Below are 16,691 nucleotides of genomic sequence, written 5' to 3' on the forward strand. Positions count from 1 at the left end.
CACGGCACTCGCTGCAGTTTCAACCTTCCCCGATCGCGGCAATACTCGATACCGGTCGATACGAAACCAACCTTGCGAAGGCGGAACTCTTGTCCCAAGCCGTGGAGTCGGACCCCGAAGACCAGGGCAACGAGCCGCCCGAGATCAACTTCGACGAACACCTGCACCCTGCGCGCCCGCGCTCGCTGCGGTTCCGTCCGCGTGTGCGCACGCCGTTCACCCGCAGGTCACTGTCCAGGGACGGATCGCCGACCGGAGACAACCCGGCGTACGTGTCGTGGTTGATCAGCCAGTCGATGCTCGCGGACGCGAACGAGATCAGCCAGCAGTTCTCCGGGCAGGGTTCGATGTGGCAGAACCCCTATGCGACGCCGAGCGCGCGCGGGGCCGTCGAGACCGCGTCCGTGTGGTTCACGGCGTATCCGCTGTCGCTGATCACGAGGTCCAACGAGTCCTTCCTGAAGGCGATGGCCGACGCCGACATGTGGAAGGCGTTCGCCGAGATCGGCATCGAGGCCGTGCACACCGGACCGGTCAAACGCGCCGGCGGCATCTCCGGCTGGGAACTCACGCCCAGCGTGGACGGTCACTTCGACCGCATCAGCACCCAGATCGATCCCGCATTCGGCACCGAGGACGAGTTCCGGCAGATGTGCGGCACCGCCAACTGGTACGGCGGCACGATCATCGACGACATCGTGCCCGGCCACACCGGCAAGGGCGCCGACTTCCGCCTCGCCGAGATGAAGTACGCCGACTACCCCGGCATCTACCACATGGTCGAGGTCGACCCCCGCGACTGGGAGCACCTTCCGGAGGTCCCCGCGGGCGCCGACTCGGTCAACATCGACTCCGACACCGAGGACTGGCTGGACAAGGCCGGCTACATCATCGGCAAGCTGCAGCGCGTCATCTTCTACGCCGAGGGGATCAAGGAGACGAACTGGAGCGTCACCCGGCCCGTCGTCGGCATCGACGGTGTCGAGCGTCGCTGGGTCTATCTGCACTACTTCAAGGATGGACAGCCGTCGATCAACTGGCTGGATCCGTCATTCGCCGGGATGCGGCTGGTCATCGGCGATGCACTGCACTCGCTGACCGATCTCGGCACCGGCGGTCTGCGCCTGGACGCCAACGGCTTCCTCGGAGCCGAGAAGACCGCCGCCGAGGACAGCGCCGCGTGGTCGGAAGGGCACCCGCTCTCGGAAGCCGCCAACCATCTGATCGCGAGCATGGTGCGCAAGGTGGGCGGCTTCACCTTCCAGGAGCTCAACCTGACGATCGACGACATCCGCGAGATCGGCGAGGCCGGGGCGGACCTGTCGTATGACTTCATCACCCGTCCGGGCGTCCAGCACGCACTGGCCACCGCCGACACCGAGTTCCTGCGCCTGACGTTGCGTACGACCCTCGAACTCGGCGTCGACCCGGCGTCGCTGGTCCACGCATTGCAAAATCACGACGAGCTCACCTATGAACTCGTGCACTGGTCCAACGGGCACCGCGACGACCTCTTCCCCTACAAGGGCGAAGAGGTCACCGGAGAGGTTCTCGGCGACATCGTGCGCACCGATCTGCGCGAGAAGCTGTCCGGCGACAATGCGCCCTACAACCTGGTTTTCACGACCAACGGCATCGCGTGCACGTCGGCGACGATCATCGCGGCGACGCTCGGCATCACCTCGCTCGACGACATCACCGAGCCCGAGCAGATCGACCGGATCCGGCGGGCGCATCTGCTGCTGGCGATGTTCAACGCGCTGCAGCCGGGCGTCTTCGCGCTGTCCGGCTGGGATGTGTGCGGCATGCTGACCCTGCCGTCGTCGACGATCCCCGAGCTGCTGCGCGAGGGGGACACCCGCTGGATCCACCGGGCTGCCCACGACCTGATGGGCGTCAACCCGGAAGCCACCCAATCTCCGGCCGGAATGCCCAGGGGCAGAAGTCTTTACGGCTCGATCCCGGAGCAGCTCGCCGATGACACCAGCTTCTTGCGCCAGTTGCAGGCCATCCTGAAGGTGCGTTCGCACTACGGGATCGCGACCAGCCGCCAGATCGACATCCCCGAGGTGTCACAGCGCGGCATGCTGGTGCTGGTGCACCACCTCGACACAGACAACCAGTACCAGCTCACGGTGCTGAACTTCGCCAACGAGGACGTCACCGGCACCGTGCGCTCGAAGAAGCTGCCTCCGGGCAGCGAGGTGTCGGACATGTTCTCCGGCAGGCATCTGGCGACGGTCGACGATCTGCACAGCTTCAGCGTCGAATTGACCGCCCATCAAGGGCTGTCTCTTCTCGTCGAGGCGCCCGCCGAGGACACCGACGCGGACTGATCTCCGACCCCTTCGCGGGACAGGACCGCAAAGCGCGAGAGGCGCGGGGGTGACGTTCGCGCGGGCCATCTGACCGACGGCGGTCAGGTTCGCCGACGCGCAGGCACGCCAGGTGTTGTACCGACCTCCCGCACCGACCGGCGCGGGGCAGGTCGTCGACGTTGCCGCAGGGAACCAGACCGGCGAAAGGGCACCTCAACACCGGTCCGTCATGAGTCATCCGCATTTGCTGCGTCAGCATCCGGAGAGCGTTGTGACGCTGATTCCTCATGGTCACAGTAACGAAACGAAACCCGTGACGATTTAACCTTTTGCTCGCCGCCTTCCCGCCGATGCGATTGAATGGTCCACGACGACGGGGCGGTCATAGGTTGAATCGAAGGGAATCCAAGGTGGCGGCATCGTATGTCGGTCGGGTCGGTGCGCTGGCCGTTGCGCTCGGCGTCGGATCGGCGGTATTTGCAGGACAGGGCATGGCCTGGGCTGATGACGGTGCGTCGTCAGCCTCGAAACCCTCGGCATCAGCAACCTCGGGCGGCAACACCGCCGACACCCAGAGCACTACCACGAAGCCGGACGACGCCACCCAGACCGACGACGACACCGCCGACGACACGGCCACCGACGACTCCGCCACTGACACCGAGGAACCCGACGCCGAGGACCCCGACGTCGAGGAACCCGATATCGACAGTCCGCAGGTCGACACCGACAGTCCCGACGACGAGGTCGACGGCCCCGACGACGAGCCCGAGCCCGCTGCCGAATCCGACGACAGGACGCCGGCCAAGCCGGCAGGAAGGGCGCCGCGCGACACCGAACCGGAGGCCGCACCCGAGGCCGAGGTCGAAACGGGTACTCAGCAGAGCGCCCAGACCTCTGAGCGCGACCCGTCGGACACGACAGCGACCCCCCGCGACACCGAGGACACTTCGGCACCGCAGACCTCGACGACGGTCACGGTGGACGCCACCGCGGCCAAGGCCACGACGGGCACGGCGTCATCGACGCTCGCCGATCTGTCCACCACCGAGCAGGGTCCGCAGACTTCCGACGCGAAGCCGAACCTGATCACCGCGGTGGTCAACGTCGTCAACAGCATGATCGACTGGGCCCGGCAGAAGGCCGCGGCCGACCCGGGCGATGCGCCGCAACCGCCGTTCCTGTGGGCGCTGATGGCGATCGCGCGCCGTGAGCTCGACACCTTGTTCGCCGCACGCACCTCCAACTCGCCGCGCAGCAGCACGGCCGCATCGACGAGCCTCGCGCTGGGCGACGCGGCCACCGCAGCAGCCACCGCAGCGGCCACGACACCGCAACCGTTCCGGTCCCCGTGGCTGAACCCGCAGGTCAGCGCGTCGACGAAGTTCATCAGCTGGGTCACCGGCGCGTTCTACGACGGTGATTACGCCCTGCTGGCCAACACGCTGAAACGCTTCAACGTGTACGGCACCGATGTGGGCGTGATGTGGGACAACGGCATGGTCGACGACCCGTCCACCCCCGACATCGACGAACGGCAGGTCCTCATCGCCGTAGGCGACACCTTCGGCGGGCCGGGTATGACCGGCCGCCACATCTACAACTCGCTGTTCCGCAGCTCCGACCGCGACCTCGCCGACGGCATGACCATCCCTGATGGGGAGTGGTTCAACGGCAACATGTTCGGCGGCGCCCCGCTCGATAAACCCGATCAGTCCCGTCCGATCATCGAGCGCCCAGCATGGCTGCCCGGCTCGGTGACGCTGATCCCGACCGCCGGTGTGTCCCTGCCGACCGAGGTCAGCGAGGACACCCCGTTCGGCACCATCCAGTACGTCAGCTTCATGTCGGTGACGAGATGGGGGCAGTCCGGCCGCTGGAGCACGAACTACTCGGGAATCGCGTACTCCACCGACAACGGCGAGAACTTCACCGTGGCGCCGTCGAGCGTGCGGTACAACTCGTTCTTCAGCGGTAACCGCAACTTCCAGCAGTCGGCGTTCGTCAAGGGCGACGACGGCTACGTGTACATGTACGGAACCCCCAACGGACGCCAGGGGGCGGCCTACCTCGCCCGCGTCGCGCCCGAGGACATCCTCAACGCCTCCAAGTACGAGTACTACAAGAAGGCGTCGTCGGGTTGGTTCGGCGGCAGCCCGGCCCGCTGGGTGGGCAGTCCGTCCTCGGCGTCGGCGATCATCGGCAAGTCCGGCGGCCTGTTCGGGTTCACCAAGCCCGGTTACACCGTGAGCGAAATGTCGGTGCAGTACAACGAATATCTGAAGAAGTACATCGTGTTGTACGGCGATCAGTCCAACAACATCGTCATGCGCACCTCGGACACCCCCGAAGGGGGTTGGTCGGATGCGACCGTACTGATGCGGCAGCAGACCGGCGGCATCTACGCGCCGATGCTGCACCCGTGGTCGCCGTCGACGGAGGGCACCGGCTCGACGCTGTACTGGAACCTGTCGCTGTGGTCGGAGTACAACATCATGCTGATGGAGACCGACCTGTCGAAGATCTGATTCCGGGCAGCTAGGTGACGGGCACCTCGGGGATCGGACGATCCACGCCCGCCCCGGGACCGTCGAAATGCCACCATTCGCCGTCGTAGACGGTGAAGCCGCCCGCGGTCATCGCGTCCCGCAACCGCGCCCGGTTCGCCTGTGCCGCAACGCTGACGCCCTCCGTGGCATAGGCCAGGCTGCGCGCGGTGAAATCGTCGAAGCCGGTGCCCATGTCGACGAGACGGTCGGCACGCGCCAGCGTCACGTCCACCGAGCGGCCCGCGACGTGGCTGCGGGCGTAGGGACCCGGCCGTGCCACCCACGCCGGATTCGGCACCACCTCGAACATCCGCGCCTGGACCGCGTGCGGCCGGTAACAATCCCAGAACACCAACCGTTCGCCACCGGCACGCAGCAGGCGCGCCGCCGTCGCCAACCCCCCGGCGAGCGACTCGTACACCAGGCACCGCGCCGTAGGCGGGTAGAGCGGGATCCCGACGAAGTTGTTCGAGGTGGCGTACCGCAGATCGATCACCGCGTCGGGTACCACCGCGCGCACGTCGACGAACCCGGCGGCGCGGGCCGCATCCGACAGCGGCGGTATCGGCGCCGCCGATCCGGTGGCCGACGAGCCCATCGTGGCCACCGCGGCCAGCACTCCAATGATCAAGTACCGCAGCGTGAGAACGCTCATCGACTCAGCCTAGGCATACACTGCGCTCGTGCGCGACATACTCGGGGAGTTGCTGGCGGTGTGGGAAGCGGGTGGCACCGCCGGGCTCTCCACCGTCGTGCGCACCATGAAATCCGCACCCCGGCCGCCCGGCGCAGCCATGGTGGTCTCCCCCGACGGCACGGTCGCCGGGTCGGTCTCGGGCGGATGCGTCGAGGGCGCCGTCTACGAGACGGCCAACGAGGTGATCACCGGCGGTGCGCCACATCTGCAGCGCTACGGCGTCAGCGACGACGACGCGTTCTCGGTCGGCCTCACCTGCGGCGGCATCATCGACATCTTCACCGAACCGGTGTCGCGCAACACCTTTCCACAACTGAGAGACGTCGCCACCGCCATCGCCGAACACCGCGCCGTCGCGGTGGCCACGGTCATCGCGCATCCCGATCCGGCCCGGGTCGGGAGGCGCATCATCGTCGGAACGGATTCGCGGCAGGGATCGGTGGGGTCGCCGCGTGCCGATGACGCCGTGGCCGACGACGCGCGGGGCCTGCTGCTCGCGGGCCGGTCGGCTGTGCTGTCCTACGGGCCCGACGGTCAGCGCCAGGATGCGGGCATGGAGGTCTTCGTCTCCAGTTACGCACCGCGACCTCGGATGCTGGTGTTCGGCGCCATCGACTTCGCTGCCGCGCTCGCGCACCAGGCCGCCTTCCTGGGCTACCGCGTCACCGTGTGCGACGCCCGCCCCGTGTTCGCGACCGAGGCGCGTTTCCCCGCCGCCGAAGAGGTCGTGGTCGACTGGCCGCACCGCTATCTCGCCGCGCAGGCCGACCTCGGACTGATCGACGCGCGCACCGCGATCTGCGTGCTGACCCACGACCCGAAGTTCGACGTCCCCGTCCTCGAGGTCGCGCTGCGCCTACCCGATGTCGGCTACATCGGGGTGATGGGGTCACGACGCACCCACGAGGACCGCATGTCGCGGCTCCGGGAAGCCGGACTCACCGAGACCGAACTCGCCCGCCTCGCCAGCCCTATCGGGCTGGATCTGGGCGCCAGGACACCCGAGGAGACCGCGGTGTCCATCGCGGCGGAGATCATCGCGCGCCGCTGGGGCGGAGGCGGCCGACCGCTGACCGAAACCGACGGTCGTATCCACCACGAGGCCTGAACACCGCCGTGAGACACAAGTGGTGGAAATGTCGCTCTCGGATGCGATAACGTCACTCTTCACAGCCCCAGGAGAGTGATCGCACGTGACCGACGCCGATGTTCAAGCCGTCGACGCTGTTTCCCCGCGCTACGCCGGACAACGCGTCCCCCGGGTGGAGGACAGCCGACTTCTCACAGGTCAGGGTCGTTTCGTCGACGACATCTCCCGACCCGGGATGCTGCATGCCTGTTTCGTGCGCAGCCCGTTCGCGCGCGCGACGATCCGCGGCATCGACACGTCCGCCGCGCTCGCGCTGCCGGGTGTCCACGCCGTGTTCACCGCATCCGATCTGAACCCGGACGTGCGCGAGGCATGGCATGCGGTGGCCGGCAAGGACGTGCCGGACACCCCGCGTCCGCCACTGGCCGAGGGCGAGGTCAAGTTCGTCGGGGATCCGGTGGCACTCGTCGTCGCCGACAGCCGCTACCTCGCCGAGGATGCGGTGGATCTCGTCGAGGTCGACTACGAACCGCTGCCCGCCGTCGCCGACTTCCGCAAGGCCGTCGGCGGGGCGTCCGCGGGAGTCCCGGTGGTGCACGAGGCCTACCCGGACAATGTCGCGGGCGGCATGGGGGGCATGCCGCCCGACGAGGAGCTGTTCGCCACCGCGCCGCATGTCGTCGAGCAACACATCTATCAGCAGATGTACGTGCCGGTCCCGATGGAGACCCGTGGCATGGTCGTCGAATGGACGTCGTCGACCGACGAACTCACCATCTGGGCCTCCACGCAGACGCCCCATGAACTCCGTGCGTTCGCCGCGCGGCTTCTCGGAATCCCGGCCCAGGGCGTGCGCGTCATCATGCGCGACACCGGGGGCGCGTTCGGCCAGAAGGTCGTGCCGATGCGCGAGGACATGTGCATCCTGCTGGCGGCCCGCCGGGTGCCCGCGGCGCTCAAATGGATCGAGGACCGCCGCGAGAATCTGATGTCGGCGGGCCAGTCCCGCCACGTCGACGGAAAAGTACGGATGGCCTTCGACGACGACGGCAAGATCCTGGCCGCCGACATCGATTTCATCCAGGACGTCGGCTCGTACCCGACCCCGTACCCGGTGCTGACCACCGCGGCCATCGGCATGTTCTTTCCCGGCCCGTACCGCGTCCCGAAGGCCAGCTTCAACTACAAGACCGTCTTCTCCAACACGCCCGGCCTGCACGCCTATCGCGGGCCGTGGCAGTACGAGACCCTGACGCGGGAGATGCTTCTCGACTGCGCCGCCCGCAAGATCGGCATGGATCCCGTCGAGCTGCGACGCATCAACATCCTGCGGGGCGACGAGATGCCGTTCTTCAACCCGAACGGCATGCCGTACGACAACTGCGCTCCCGCAGACACTTTCGAGCAGGCAGTGAAGATCCTCGACCACGAGGGCTTCCGCAAGGAGCAGGCCGAGGCGCTGGCCGAGGGCCGCTACATCGGCCTCGGCTTCTCGGCCTACATCGAGCCCACCGGCGCGGCGACAGGCAATCTCGCCACCGAGGGCGCGACCGTCCGGATGGAGTCGACCGGAAAGATCAACGTCTACGTCAACGGCGGCTCGGCCGGCAACAGCATCGAGACCACCGTCGTGCAGCTCACCGCTGACGCGCTGGGCGCCAACATCGACGACGTCGCGACGATCCAGGGTGACACCGCGGTGACCCCGTACGGCGCGGGCACCCAGGGCAGCCGCAGCGCGCCGATGACGGCGGGAGCGGTCAACGAGGCCGGGGCGATCCTGCGCACGCAGATCATCGCGATCGCGGCGCAGATCCTCGGCGTCGAGGCCGCCGAGATCGAGTTGGCGAATTCGCGGGCGAGTGTGCGCAGCGACCCCGAGAAGAGCGTCAGCTTCGCCGACATCGCGTACCGCTCGTACTACGACCCCGGCCAGCTCGGTGGCGTCTCCCCCACGCTGGAGGCCACCGCGCGTTTCAATTCGCAGGCGATGATCCACTGGGCCAACGCAACTCACGTGTGCACCTGCGAGGTCGACGTCGAGACCGGCCACGTGACGTTGACGCGGTACATCGTCAGCGAGGACGTCGGCCCGATGATCAACCCGAACATCGTCGAGGGCCAGGTCGCCGGTGGCACCGTGCAGGGCATCGGTGGTGCGCTGCTGGAGAAGCTCGCCTACGACGACGACGGCAACCCGGTCGCCTCCACGTTCGTCGACTACCTGCTGCCGACCGCGACCGAGGTGCCGCCGATCGAATTCGGCCATGTCGAGATTCCCGGGCCCGGTGTGGGCGGTTACAAGGGAGCCGGAGAGGGAGGCGCGATCGGCTCGCCGCCGGCGGTCATCAACGCGGTCAACGACGCGCTGGCGCCGCTCGGGGTGACGCTGACCCAGTTGCCCGCCACCCCCGCCACGATCGTCGAGCTCATCGACGCCGCTTCGAGAAAGGACCACTGACGGTGGAACTGAACAACGAATTCCGGGTCGCGGTGCCGTCCGCGAAAGTCTGGGAGATGTTCACCGACGGCGAGCGGGTCGCGCCGTGTCTGCCCGGGGCCACGCTGCTGTCCACCGAAGGAGACACCTTCCACGGATCGGTGAAGGTGAAGGTGGGTCCGATCACCGTGTCCTACAAGGGCACTGCGACCTACAAGGAGAAGGACGCCGCCGGACAGCGGATCGTGCTGCGCGCCGAGGGCAAGGAGACCCGCGGCAGCGGGACCGCTGCCGCGACCGTGACCGCGCAGCTGAAGGACGAGGGTGACTCCACCCATGTCGCGATCGTCACCGACCTCGCGATCTCGGGGAAGGCCGCGCAGTTCGGCCGCGGTGTTCTCGCCGACGTCTCCGGCAATCTGATCGCCCAGTTCGCCCGCAGCCTGGAGGCCGAGCTGCTCGGCGGCGCGGCGCCGGCGTCCGCAGGCTCAGCAGCCGCGGCACCGACACACACGACGCAGGCGCCTAGCGCCGAAACCGCGGCGGCCGCAGCGCAACCGGGAGGCGACTCGGTCGATCTGCTCAAGGTGGTCGCGGTCCCGATGGCGAAGCGCTTCGCCCCGGTCCTCGTCGCCGCGACCGTCGCGGGTGCGGTCGGTTTCCTGATCGGCAGCAGGCGGCGGCGTAAGACACCCGCCGCGGTGCTCGCCGACGACCTGCAGGCCGTCCTGGCCCGGCTGCTGTCATGAAAGCCGCCCCGTTCGCCTATCACCGCCCCGACACCGTCGCCGACGCGGTGTCGCTACTCGGCGAGTACGGCGACGACGCGAAAATCCTTGCAGGCGGCCAGAGTCTGGTCCCGATGCTGGCGATGCGGCTCACCCACTTCGAGAACCTGATCGACATCTCCCGCATCGAGGAGCTGCGCAACATCGAATTGCGCAACGGCGCGGACAGCTCCGTGCGGATCGGCGCCGGGACACCACATGCGCTGGTGGGCATGGATGACGAAGTGGCCGAGTCGGTTCCGCTGTTGACACTGGCCACCCCGCACATCGGCCACTTCCAGATCCGGACCCGCGGCACCCTCGGCGGCGCGATCGCGCATGCCGACCCCGCCGCGGAGTACGCGGCGGTGGCGCTGGCACTGGACGCAGAGATCGAAGCGACCTCCGGCCGCGGCACCCGTCGGATTCCGGCGGCGGAATTCTTCACCGGCCTGTGGGAGACCGCGCTGGCCTCCGACGAGATCCTGACCGCGGTGTCGTTCCCGGTCTGGTCGGGCCGGTGCGGTTTCGCGGTGCAGGAGTTCGCGCGCCGTCACGGCGATTTCGCGATCGCCGGCGCCACGGTCGCGGTGGCGCTCGACGAGGACGACACGGTCACCCGCTGCGGTATCGGCATGCTGGGCATGGGTTCGACTCCCGAACGCGGCACGGCGGCCGAGGCGGCGGTGCTCGGCCGGCCCGTCGCCGACATCACTGCCGAGGAGCTCGGCCGGCTGGCCGTCTCGACACTCCACGACATCCCGGCCGACCTGCAGGGTTCGGCGGCCTACCGCTCCAGGGTCTGCGCCACCATGGTGGCGCGGGCATGGTCGGAGGCAACCACTGCGGCGCGCCACACCACGGAGGCTCTCCATGCATGAAATCCCTGTCGAGGTCTCGGTCAACGGGCGCCGCTACGCCGCGACCGTCGAGCCGCGGCTGACGCTGGCCGACTACCTGCGCGAGAAGTGCGGCCTCACCGGTACCCACCTGGGGTGCGAGCACGGAGCGTGCGGTGCGTGCACGGTGCTGCTCGACGGTCAGGCGGTGCGCGCATGCCTGGTGTTCGCGGTGCAGGTCGACGGCCAGGAGGTGACCACGGTCGAGGGCATCGCCGGCGAGAACGGTGAGCTCTCCCCCGTGCAGGCCGCGATGAAGGAGTGCCACGGGCTCCAGTGTGGTTTCTGCACACCGGGTTTCGTCACCAGCATCACCGCGTTGCTGCGCGACAACCCGACGCCGACGGACACCGAGATCCGCGAAGGGCTGTCCGGGAACTTCTGCCGGTGCACCGGCTACCAGGGCATCGTCAACGCCGTCAAACGTGCCGCCGAGACCACCGGGTAACACACCCCGCCGAACTTGCATTCCAGCAGGCCCGCACTCGCACTTCTGCTGCGCGGACGCAATCTCGGCGCGCTGATTATTCGGCGTTATTCCGCGACGACGCCGCGCAGACCGTCCGCGCCGAAGAGCGGCTCCAGCATCCCGGACAGGTCCGGCCCACGACGCAGGCCGTGCCCGCCGTCGACGTTGATGACCTGGCCGGTGATGAAACTCGCTGCGTCACTGAGCAGGAACACCGCCAGGTTCGCGATGTCCTCGACCTCCCCGACGCGGGGCAGCGGCGTGCACGCGGCGTAGTCGTCGCTGACCGCAGGTGTGTCGAGGATCGGGGCGACCATGTCGGTCTTCGTCAGTCCCGGCCGGATCCCGTTGACCCGCACCGACGACGGGCCCAACTCGTCGGCCGCCACCATCATCAGGTGATCGAGTGCCGCCTTGGACGGTCCGTAGGCTCCGAACCACCGGTGGGTGTTGCTCGAGGCGATCGACGAGATGCCGATGAACGCTCCGCCGCCACCGCGGACCATCTCGCGCGCCGCGTGCTTGAGGACGTACATGGTGCCGTTGACGTTCAGGTCGACGGTGTTGCGCCAGGCGGCGGAGTCGACCTGGGTGAGCGGACCGATGGTCTCCGAGCCGCCGGCGCTGTGCACGACCGCGTCGAGGCGGCCACGCCAGCCGGTCGCGGCCTGCACCAGGCGGGTCACCGCGTCCTCGTCGGTCACGTCGGCCGGTTCGTACATCACCTCGCCGGCGCCGTCGCCCGACTGGGCGGTGATCTCCTCCGCCGCGGCGGCGAGCTTGTCCGCGTTGCGCCCGGCCAGGACCACGTTGCCGCCGGAGGCGACCACCGCGGCGGCCACCCCCTTGCCGATCCCACTTCCGCCACCGGTGACCAGCACGGTGCGATCCACCAACGAGAGCAGCACGGAAACCTCCGGTATCTAGGCCATATAACTAGAACAGGTTCCAGTTATACGTCACGGCTCGTCGCGGCGGGACAGCTTTGGCGCGCCGAGTGTGCGCCAGTCCGGGACGTTCGGCGGGAGACCGACCGGATAGCGGTTCTCGTTGTACGCCGCCCAGTGCGCGTGGCCGAGTTCGTGGATGTGGAACGCGTGCCGCAACGCCTCCGTGAAGCCCATCGCGTCGCTGGCCGCGTTGACCGAGTCCTTCACCAGCAGCGCGGCCATCGTCGGGCGCTCGGCGATGCGGCGGGCGAATTCCAGGGTCTTGTCCTCCAGCTCGGCCCGCGGGAACACCTTCGAGACCATGCCGAGCCGGTGCGCCTCGTCGGCGTCGATCGCATCCCCGGTGAGCAGCAGCTCCTTGGCCTTGCGCGCGCCGAACTCCCACGGATGCGCGTAGTACTCGACACCCGGCATGCCCATCCGCACCGCGACCACGTCGCTGAACTTGGCGTCGTCGGACGCGACGATCAGGTCGCACGCCCAGATCAGCATCAGCGCCGCGGAGATCGCATTGCCCTGCACCTGCGCGATCGTGATCTTCCGCAGATCCCGCCACCGACTGGTGTTGTTGAAGAAGTAGTGCCATTCCTGCAGGTAGGTGCGTTCGATGACGGCGTCGCGGGTCGCGCCGTTGCACGTGAACGTGGGGTGCTGATCGGGACCGGGCGCCCGTTCGGCCAACGCCGCCTCGGAGCCGAGGTCGTGGCCCGCCGAGAAGTTCTTGCCGCGCGCGGCCAGGATCACGACCCGGACGACATCGTCGGCCTCGGCCCGTCCGAATGCCTCGTCGAGTTGCACCAGCAACGTCCGGGACTGGGCATTCTGGGCGTCGGGCCGGTTCAGCCATATCCGCGCGATCCTGCCCTCGTCGAGGGTCTCGTATGTCACCTGATCTTGGTCCGCCACACGTTGCACATTACGGCTGAAGTGTTACGTCCCGGCACCGGGCCCCAGCTCTGCGCACACCGCGGTTTGGACCGGTTGGCTAAGGTTGGCGTATGCCAGCCAAACCTGATCCCACCGAGATCGGCGACGTCGAGCCCATCGCCGACAGCACCGAGCGTCAGGCGCGCCGCGTGGTCGCCGCCTACGCCACCGACGCCGACGAATGCCGTGTCTTCCTGTCGATGCTGGGAATCGGACCGGCGAAGCTCGCCGACGCGTAATGACGGACCAGAGCGGTAACGGCGTCCGCTCCGGCTCGGCATCCGAAGCGCCTCCGTCGGCGAAGGCCGACTTCGTCGTGGTGGCCAACCGGCTTCCCATCGACCAGGTCAATCTGCCGGACGGCAGCACCGAGTGGAAGCGCAGCCCCGGCGGTCTGGTCACCGCACTCGAACCCCTACTCCGACGCCGCCACGGCGCGTGGATCGGCTGGCCCGGCGTCCCCGAGGACGCCGACGACCCCGACGCGTCCACCGAGCCGATCGAGCAGGACGGGATGACGCTCGTCCCGGTGCGGCTCAGCGCCGCGGACGTCGCCAAATACTACGAGGGCTTCTCCAACGCCACCCTGTGGCCGCTGTACCACGACGTCATCGTCAAGCCGACCTACCACCGAGAGTGGTGGGAACGCTACGTCGACGTGAACCGCCGGTTCGCCGAAGCCGCCGCCCGCACCGCAGCCGAGGGCGCGACCGTGTGGGTGCAGGACTACCAGCTCCAACTGGTGCCCAAGATGCTGCGGATGCTGCGCCCTGATCTGACGATCGGTTTCTTCCTGCACATCCCGTTCCCCCCGGTCGAGTTGTTCCTCCAGATGCCGTGGCGCACCGAGATCATCGAAGGTCTGCTCGGCGCCGACCTCGTCGGTTTCCACCTGCCCGGCGGCGCACAGAACTTCCTGATCCTGGCCCGCAGACTCCTCGGCGCGGTCACCTCACGCGGCAACGTGGGCGTGCGCTCCCGGTTCGGCGAGGTCCAGTTCGGTTTCCGGAAGGTCAAGGTCGGCGCGTTCCCGATCTCGATCGACTCCGCCGAGCTCGACCAGCACGCCCGCACCCGGGCAACCCGTCAGCGCGCCAAGGAGATTCGCGCCGAGTTGGGCAACCCGCGCAAGGTGCTGCTCGGCGTCGACCGCCTCGACTACACCAAGGGCATCGACGTGCGGTTGCGGGCGTTCTCCGAACTGCTCGAAGAGGGCCGCATCGATCCCGAGGACACCGTGCTGGTGCAGCTCGCCACCCCCAGTCGCGAGCGGGTCCAGAGCTACATCGAGATGCGCGAGGACATCGAGCGCCAGGTCGGCCACGTCAACGGCGAGTTCGGGAAGGTGGGCCACCCGGTGCTGCACTACCTGCACCGCCCCATCCCCCGCGAGGATCTCGTCGCGTTCTTCGTCGCCGCCGACGTCATGCTCGTCACGCCGCTGCGCGACGGTATGAACCTGGTCGCCAAGGAGTACGTCGCCTGCCGCCATGACCTCGGCGGCGCTCTCGTCCTGAGCGAGTTCACCGGCGCGGCAGCAGAATTGCGTCAGGCTTACCTGACCAATCCCCATCACCTCGAAGGGGTCAAGGACGCGATCGAGGCGGCGCTGAACCAGTCACCCGAAGAGGGCCGACGGCGCATGCGGGCGCTGCGCCGCCAGGTCCTGGCCCACGACGTGGACCGGTGGGCGCGGTCCTTCCTCGACGCGCTGGCATCGAGAGAACCGATCAACGAGGAGTCGCACTAGATGGGGACGTACGCGATCACCGGCTCTGCGTCGGGGATGGGCGCCGCGGCGGTGGCCCGGTTGCGCGCCGACGGGCACACCGTGATCACCGTCGACATCAAGGACGCCGACGTCGTCGCCGACCTCTCCACCGCCGACGGGCGGGCCGACGCCGCGGCGCAGGTTCTCGCGGCCTGCGCGGGCCGCCTCGACGGAGCGGTGCTGGCCGCCGGCCTGGGCCCGAGTCAGGGTGCCGACCGGTTGCGCCTCATCGGCGCCGTCAACTATCTCGGTGTCGTCGACCTGCTCACCCGGTGGCGTCCCGCGCTCGCCGTCGCACAGAACGCGAAAGTCGTTGTGGTCGGCAGCAATTCGACAACGACCACGCCGGCGGTGCCCAACCGTGCGGTGCGTGCGCTGTTGGCCGGCGACGTGGACAGAGCCCTTCGCGCCGTCCGGCTCTACGGACCCGGTAAGCCCGCGATGATGTATGCGGCGTCCAAGATCGCCGTCACCCGCTGGGCCAGGCGCACCGCGGTGCTGCCGGAGTGGGCGGGTGCCGGGATCCGGCTCAACGTCCTCGCACCCGGCGCCGTGATGACGCCGCTGCTGCAGGAGCAGCTCGACAACAAGCGTCAGGCCAGGTTCGTCGAGAAGTTCCCCGTCCCCGTCGGAGGCTACGGCGAGCCCGATCTGCTCGCCCGGTGGATGTGCTTCCTGCTCTCCGATGCGGCCGACTTCGTCTGCGGCAGTGTCATCTTCGTCGACGGCGGCACAGACGCGCTGTTCCGCGGCGACGACTGGCCGCGGCCGGTTCCGGTGCGCCGGATCGGTCACTACGTCAGGCGGTTCCTCGGCCGGAGCTGATCCGCGCCGCCGCGAAGGACTCGACGATCGCGGCACGCGGCGAACGCCAGGACAGCCCGAGATCCTCTCTCGTCAGACTGTCGTCGGTCGGCGTCGCCGAGGTCAACAGCAATGCCGCCTCATAGCTGAGCCCGTCACCGAGCGGGATGTAGCGTCCCGCGACATCGGAGATCCGTCCCACCGCGAGAAGCGCTTTCGGCGACATCGGGATCCGCCGGACCGGCCGTTCCAGGCCCTCCTCCAACGCGTCGATCATCTCGTCGAACGTCAGCATCACACCGCCGCACACATAGCGGTGCGGTCCACGGCCGGGGCTCATCAGGCGGGTGTGCACGTCGGCGACGTCGCGGACATCGATCATCTGCATCCCGGCGCGGACTCGCGGTGCGACCCGCGCCCGCACGATCGGCGCCCAGCCGCGCTCCGTCACGCCTAAGGCCGTGCCACCGAATGCCGCGCCGACCACGCTCGACGGATAGGTCACCACCACAGGGGCGCCGGCGTCCTGCAACCGGCGCGCCGCGCGGTCGGCGTAACCCTTGGTCTTGGCGTAGCTGCTGCGACCGTCGGCGGTCGGCGAATCCGCCGAGATCACACCGTTTTTCGGTGGGAACAGGGCACTGTAGCTGCTCACCGACACCACCGGGTCGAGGCCGAGGTCGACGGCCCGGGTCAGGATCTGTTCGGTCGCGTAGGCGTTGATGTCCCACATCAGCTGCGATCGCCGCTCGTCGGTGCCGACCACACCGGCGGCATGCAGCACCGCGTCCACACCGCTGAGCAGTTCGGTGACCGTGGACTCCGAGCGGATGTCGCCGACCACCACCGAAACCTCACCGAGCGCGCGCAACCGGCCGATCACCGGCGCATCCTGCTCCTGGGGCAGGACCAGCAACCGGACGCTGTGCCCGGCTTCCAGTAGCGCACGCACCGTGTGGGCGCCGAGGTAGCCGATGCCACCCGTGACCGCGATATGAATGGTGCCCTCC

At 68.3% G+C, this 16,691-nt stretch carries 14 protein-coding genes; 10 read left to right on the plus strand and 4 right to left on the minus strand.

Annotated features, from left to right (window positions below):
• Positions 1-89 precede the first annotated feature (89 nt).
• Positions 90-2,336, plus strand: a complete 2,247-nt coding sequence (gene treS, locus DYE23_RS24210) for a maltose alpha-D-glucosyltransferase (RefSeq protein WP_013470782.1) — start codon at positions 90-92, stop codon at positions 2,334-2,336.
• A 473-nt stretch (positions 2,337-2,809) separates the two neighbouring features.
• Complete coding sequence (locus DYE23_RS24215; RefSeq protein WP_115329090.1) at positions 2,810-4,846, plus strand: DUF5005 domain-containing protein; 2,037 nt, start codon at positions 2,810-2,812, stop codon at positions 4,844-4,846.
• Positions 4,847-4,856: 10 nt separating this feature from the next.
• Here the strand turns inward: DYE23_RS24215 and DYE23_RS24220 are convergent, their stop codons facing one another.
• Positions 4,857-5,465 carry a M15 family metallopeptidase gene (locus DYE23_RS24220; protein WP_235660619.1) on the minus strand — a complete coding sequence of 203 codons (609 nt, stop codon included), beginning with the start codon at positions 5,463-5,465 and terminating at the stop codon, positions 4,857-4,859.
• A gap of 85 nt (positions 5,466-5,550) precedes the next feature.
• On the opposite strand from DYE23_RS24220, the gene DYE23_RS24225 reads away from it, so the two are divergent.
• From DYE23_RS24225 to DYE23_RS24245, 5 genes are all read left to right on the plus strand, one after another.
• Complete coding sequence (locus DYE23_RS24225; RefSeq protein ID WP_013470779.1) at positions 5,551-6,672, plus strand: XdhC family protein; 1,122 nt, start codon at positions 5,551-5,553, stop codon at positions 6,670-6,672.
• Between the two features lie 85 nt (positions 6,673-6,757).
• Positions 6,758-9,115: a xanthine dehydrogenase family protein molybdopterin-binding subunit gene (locus DYE23_RS24230; RefSeq protein WP_011892470.1), complete on the plus strand. Its 2,358-nt coding sequence runs from the start codon at positions 6,758-6,760 to the stop codon at positions 9,113-9,115.
• 2 nt (positions 9,116-9,117) lie between these two features.
• A complete protein-coding gene (locus DYE23_RS24235; RefSeq protein WP_011892469.1) occupies positions 9,118-9,843 on the plus strand; it encodes an SRPBCC family protein in 726 nt (241 codons plus the stop codon).
• On the plus strand, positions 9,840-10,742 hold the full coding sequence (locus DYE23_RS24240) for an FAD binding domain-containing protein (protein WP_011892468.1): 903 nt from the start codon (positions 9,840-9,842) through the stop codon (positions 10,740-10,742). The genes DYE23_RS24235 and DYE23_RS24240 overlap by 4 nt, the downstream gene beginning before the upstream one ends.
• Positions 10,735-11,208: a (2Fe-2S)-binding protein gene (locus DYE23_RS24245; RefSeq protein WP_115328381.1), complete on the plus strand. Its 474-nt coding sequence runs from the start codon at positions 10,735-10,737 to the stop codon at positions 11,206-11,208. Before DYE23_RS24240 ends, DYE23_RS24245 begins: the two co-directional genes overlap by 8 nt.
• A gap of 86 nt (positions 11,209-11,294) precedes the next feature.
• On the opposite strand, the gene DYE23_RS24250 is transcribed toward DYE23_RS24245, so the two are convergent.
• Both DYE23_RS24250 and DYE23_RS24255 read right to left on the minus strand, forming a co-directional pair.
• A complete protein-coding gene (locus DYE23_RS24250) occupies positions 11,295-12,137 on the minus strand; it encodes an SDR family oxidoreductase (protein WP_011892466.1) in 843 nt (280 codons plus the stop codon).
• Between the two features lie 51 nt (positions 12,138-12,188).
• Positions 12,189-13,085: an enoyl-CoA hydratase gene (locus DYE23_RS24255; protein ID WP_372516218.1), complete on the minus strand. Its 897-nt coding sequence runs from the start codon at positions 13,083-13,085 to the stop codon at positions 12,189-12,191.
• Between the two features lie 92 nt (positions 13,086-13,177).
• On the opposite strand from DYE23_RS24255, the gene DYE23_RS24260 reads away from it, so the two are divergent.
• Genes DYE23_RS24260 through DYE23_RS24270 form a run of 3 tightly spaced genes read left to right on the plus strand, consistent with a single transcriptional unit; the run spans position 13,178 to position 15,702 of the window.
• Positions 13,178-13,345, plus strand: coding sequence for a hypothetical protein (locus tag DYE23_RS24260; RefSeq protein WP_011892464.1), 168 nt, complete (start codon positions 13,178-13,180; stop codon positions 13,343-13,345).
• Positions 13,345-14,856 carry an alpha,alpha-trehalose-phosphate synthase (UDP-forming) gene (locus tag DYE23_RS24265; protein ID WP_115328382.1) on the plus strand — a complete coding sequence of 504 codons (1,512 nt, stop codon included), beginning with the start codon at positions 13,345-13,347 and terminating at the stop codon, positions 14,854-14,856. The genes DYE23_RS24260 and DYE23_RS24265 overlap by 1 nt, the downstream gene beginning before the upstream one ends.
• Positions 14,857-15,702 carry an SDR family oxidoreductase gene (locus DYE23_RS24270; protein ID WP_115328383.1) on the plus strand — a complete coding sequence of 282 codons (846 nt, stop codon included), beginning with the start codon at positions 14,857-14,859 and terminating at the stop codon, positions 15,700-15,702.
• Here DYE23_RS24270 and DYE23_RS24275 read toward each other — a convergent pair.
• The gene (locus tag DYE23_RS24275; RefSeq protein ID WP_115328384.1) at positions 15,677-16,681 is read right to left on the minus strand and encodes an NAD-dependent epimerase/dehydratase family protein; all 1,005 of its coding nucleotides are present in this window, start codon (positions 16,679-16,681) and stop codon (positions 15,677-15,679) included. The genes DYE23_RS24270 and DYE23_RS24275 overlap by 26 nt on opposite strands.
• Positions 16,682-16,691: the final 10 nt, after the last annotated feature.

Origin of the sequence: Mycolicibacterium gilvum (assembly GCF_900454025.1) — a bacterium.
GTDB classification, from domain to species: Bacteria; Actinomycetota; Actinomycetes; order Mycobacteriales; family Mycobacteriaceae; genus Mycobacterium; species Mycobacterium gilvum.

What these genes read in the sequence shown, in the direction of transcription:
- DYE23_RS24240 (WP_011892468.1), top strand. Translation starts at nt 9,840, where the DNA reads ATGAAAGCCGCCCCGTTCGCCTATCACCGCCCCGACACCGTCGCCGAC.
- DYE23_RS24270 (WP_115328383.1), top strand. Translation starts at nt 14,857, where the DNA reads ATGGGGACGTACGCGATCACCGGCTCTGCGTCGGGGATGGGCGCCGCG.
- DYE23_RS24220 (WP_235660619.1), bottom strand. Translation starts at nt 5,465, where the DNA reads ATGGGCTCGTCGGCCACCGGATCGGCGGCGCCGATACCGCCGCTGTCG.
- DYE23_RS24265 (WP_115328382.1), top strand. Translation starts at nt 13,345, where the DNA reads ATGACGGACCAGAGCGGTAACGGCGTCCGCTCCGGCTCGGCATCCGAA.
- DYE23_RS24215 (WP_115329090.1), top strand. Translation starts at nt 2,810, where the DNA reads ATGGCCTGGGCTGATGACGGTGCGTCGTCAGCCTCGAAACCCTCGGCA.
- DYE23_RS24260 (WP_011892464.1), top strand. Translation starts at nt 13,178, where the DNA reads ATGCCAGCCAAACCTGATCCCACCGAGATCGGCGACGTCGAGCCCATC.
- DYE23_RS24245 (WP_115328381.1), top strand. Translation starts at nt 10,735, where the DNA reads ATGCATGAAATCCCTGTCGAGGTCTCGGTCAACGGGCGCCGCTACGCC.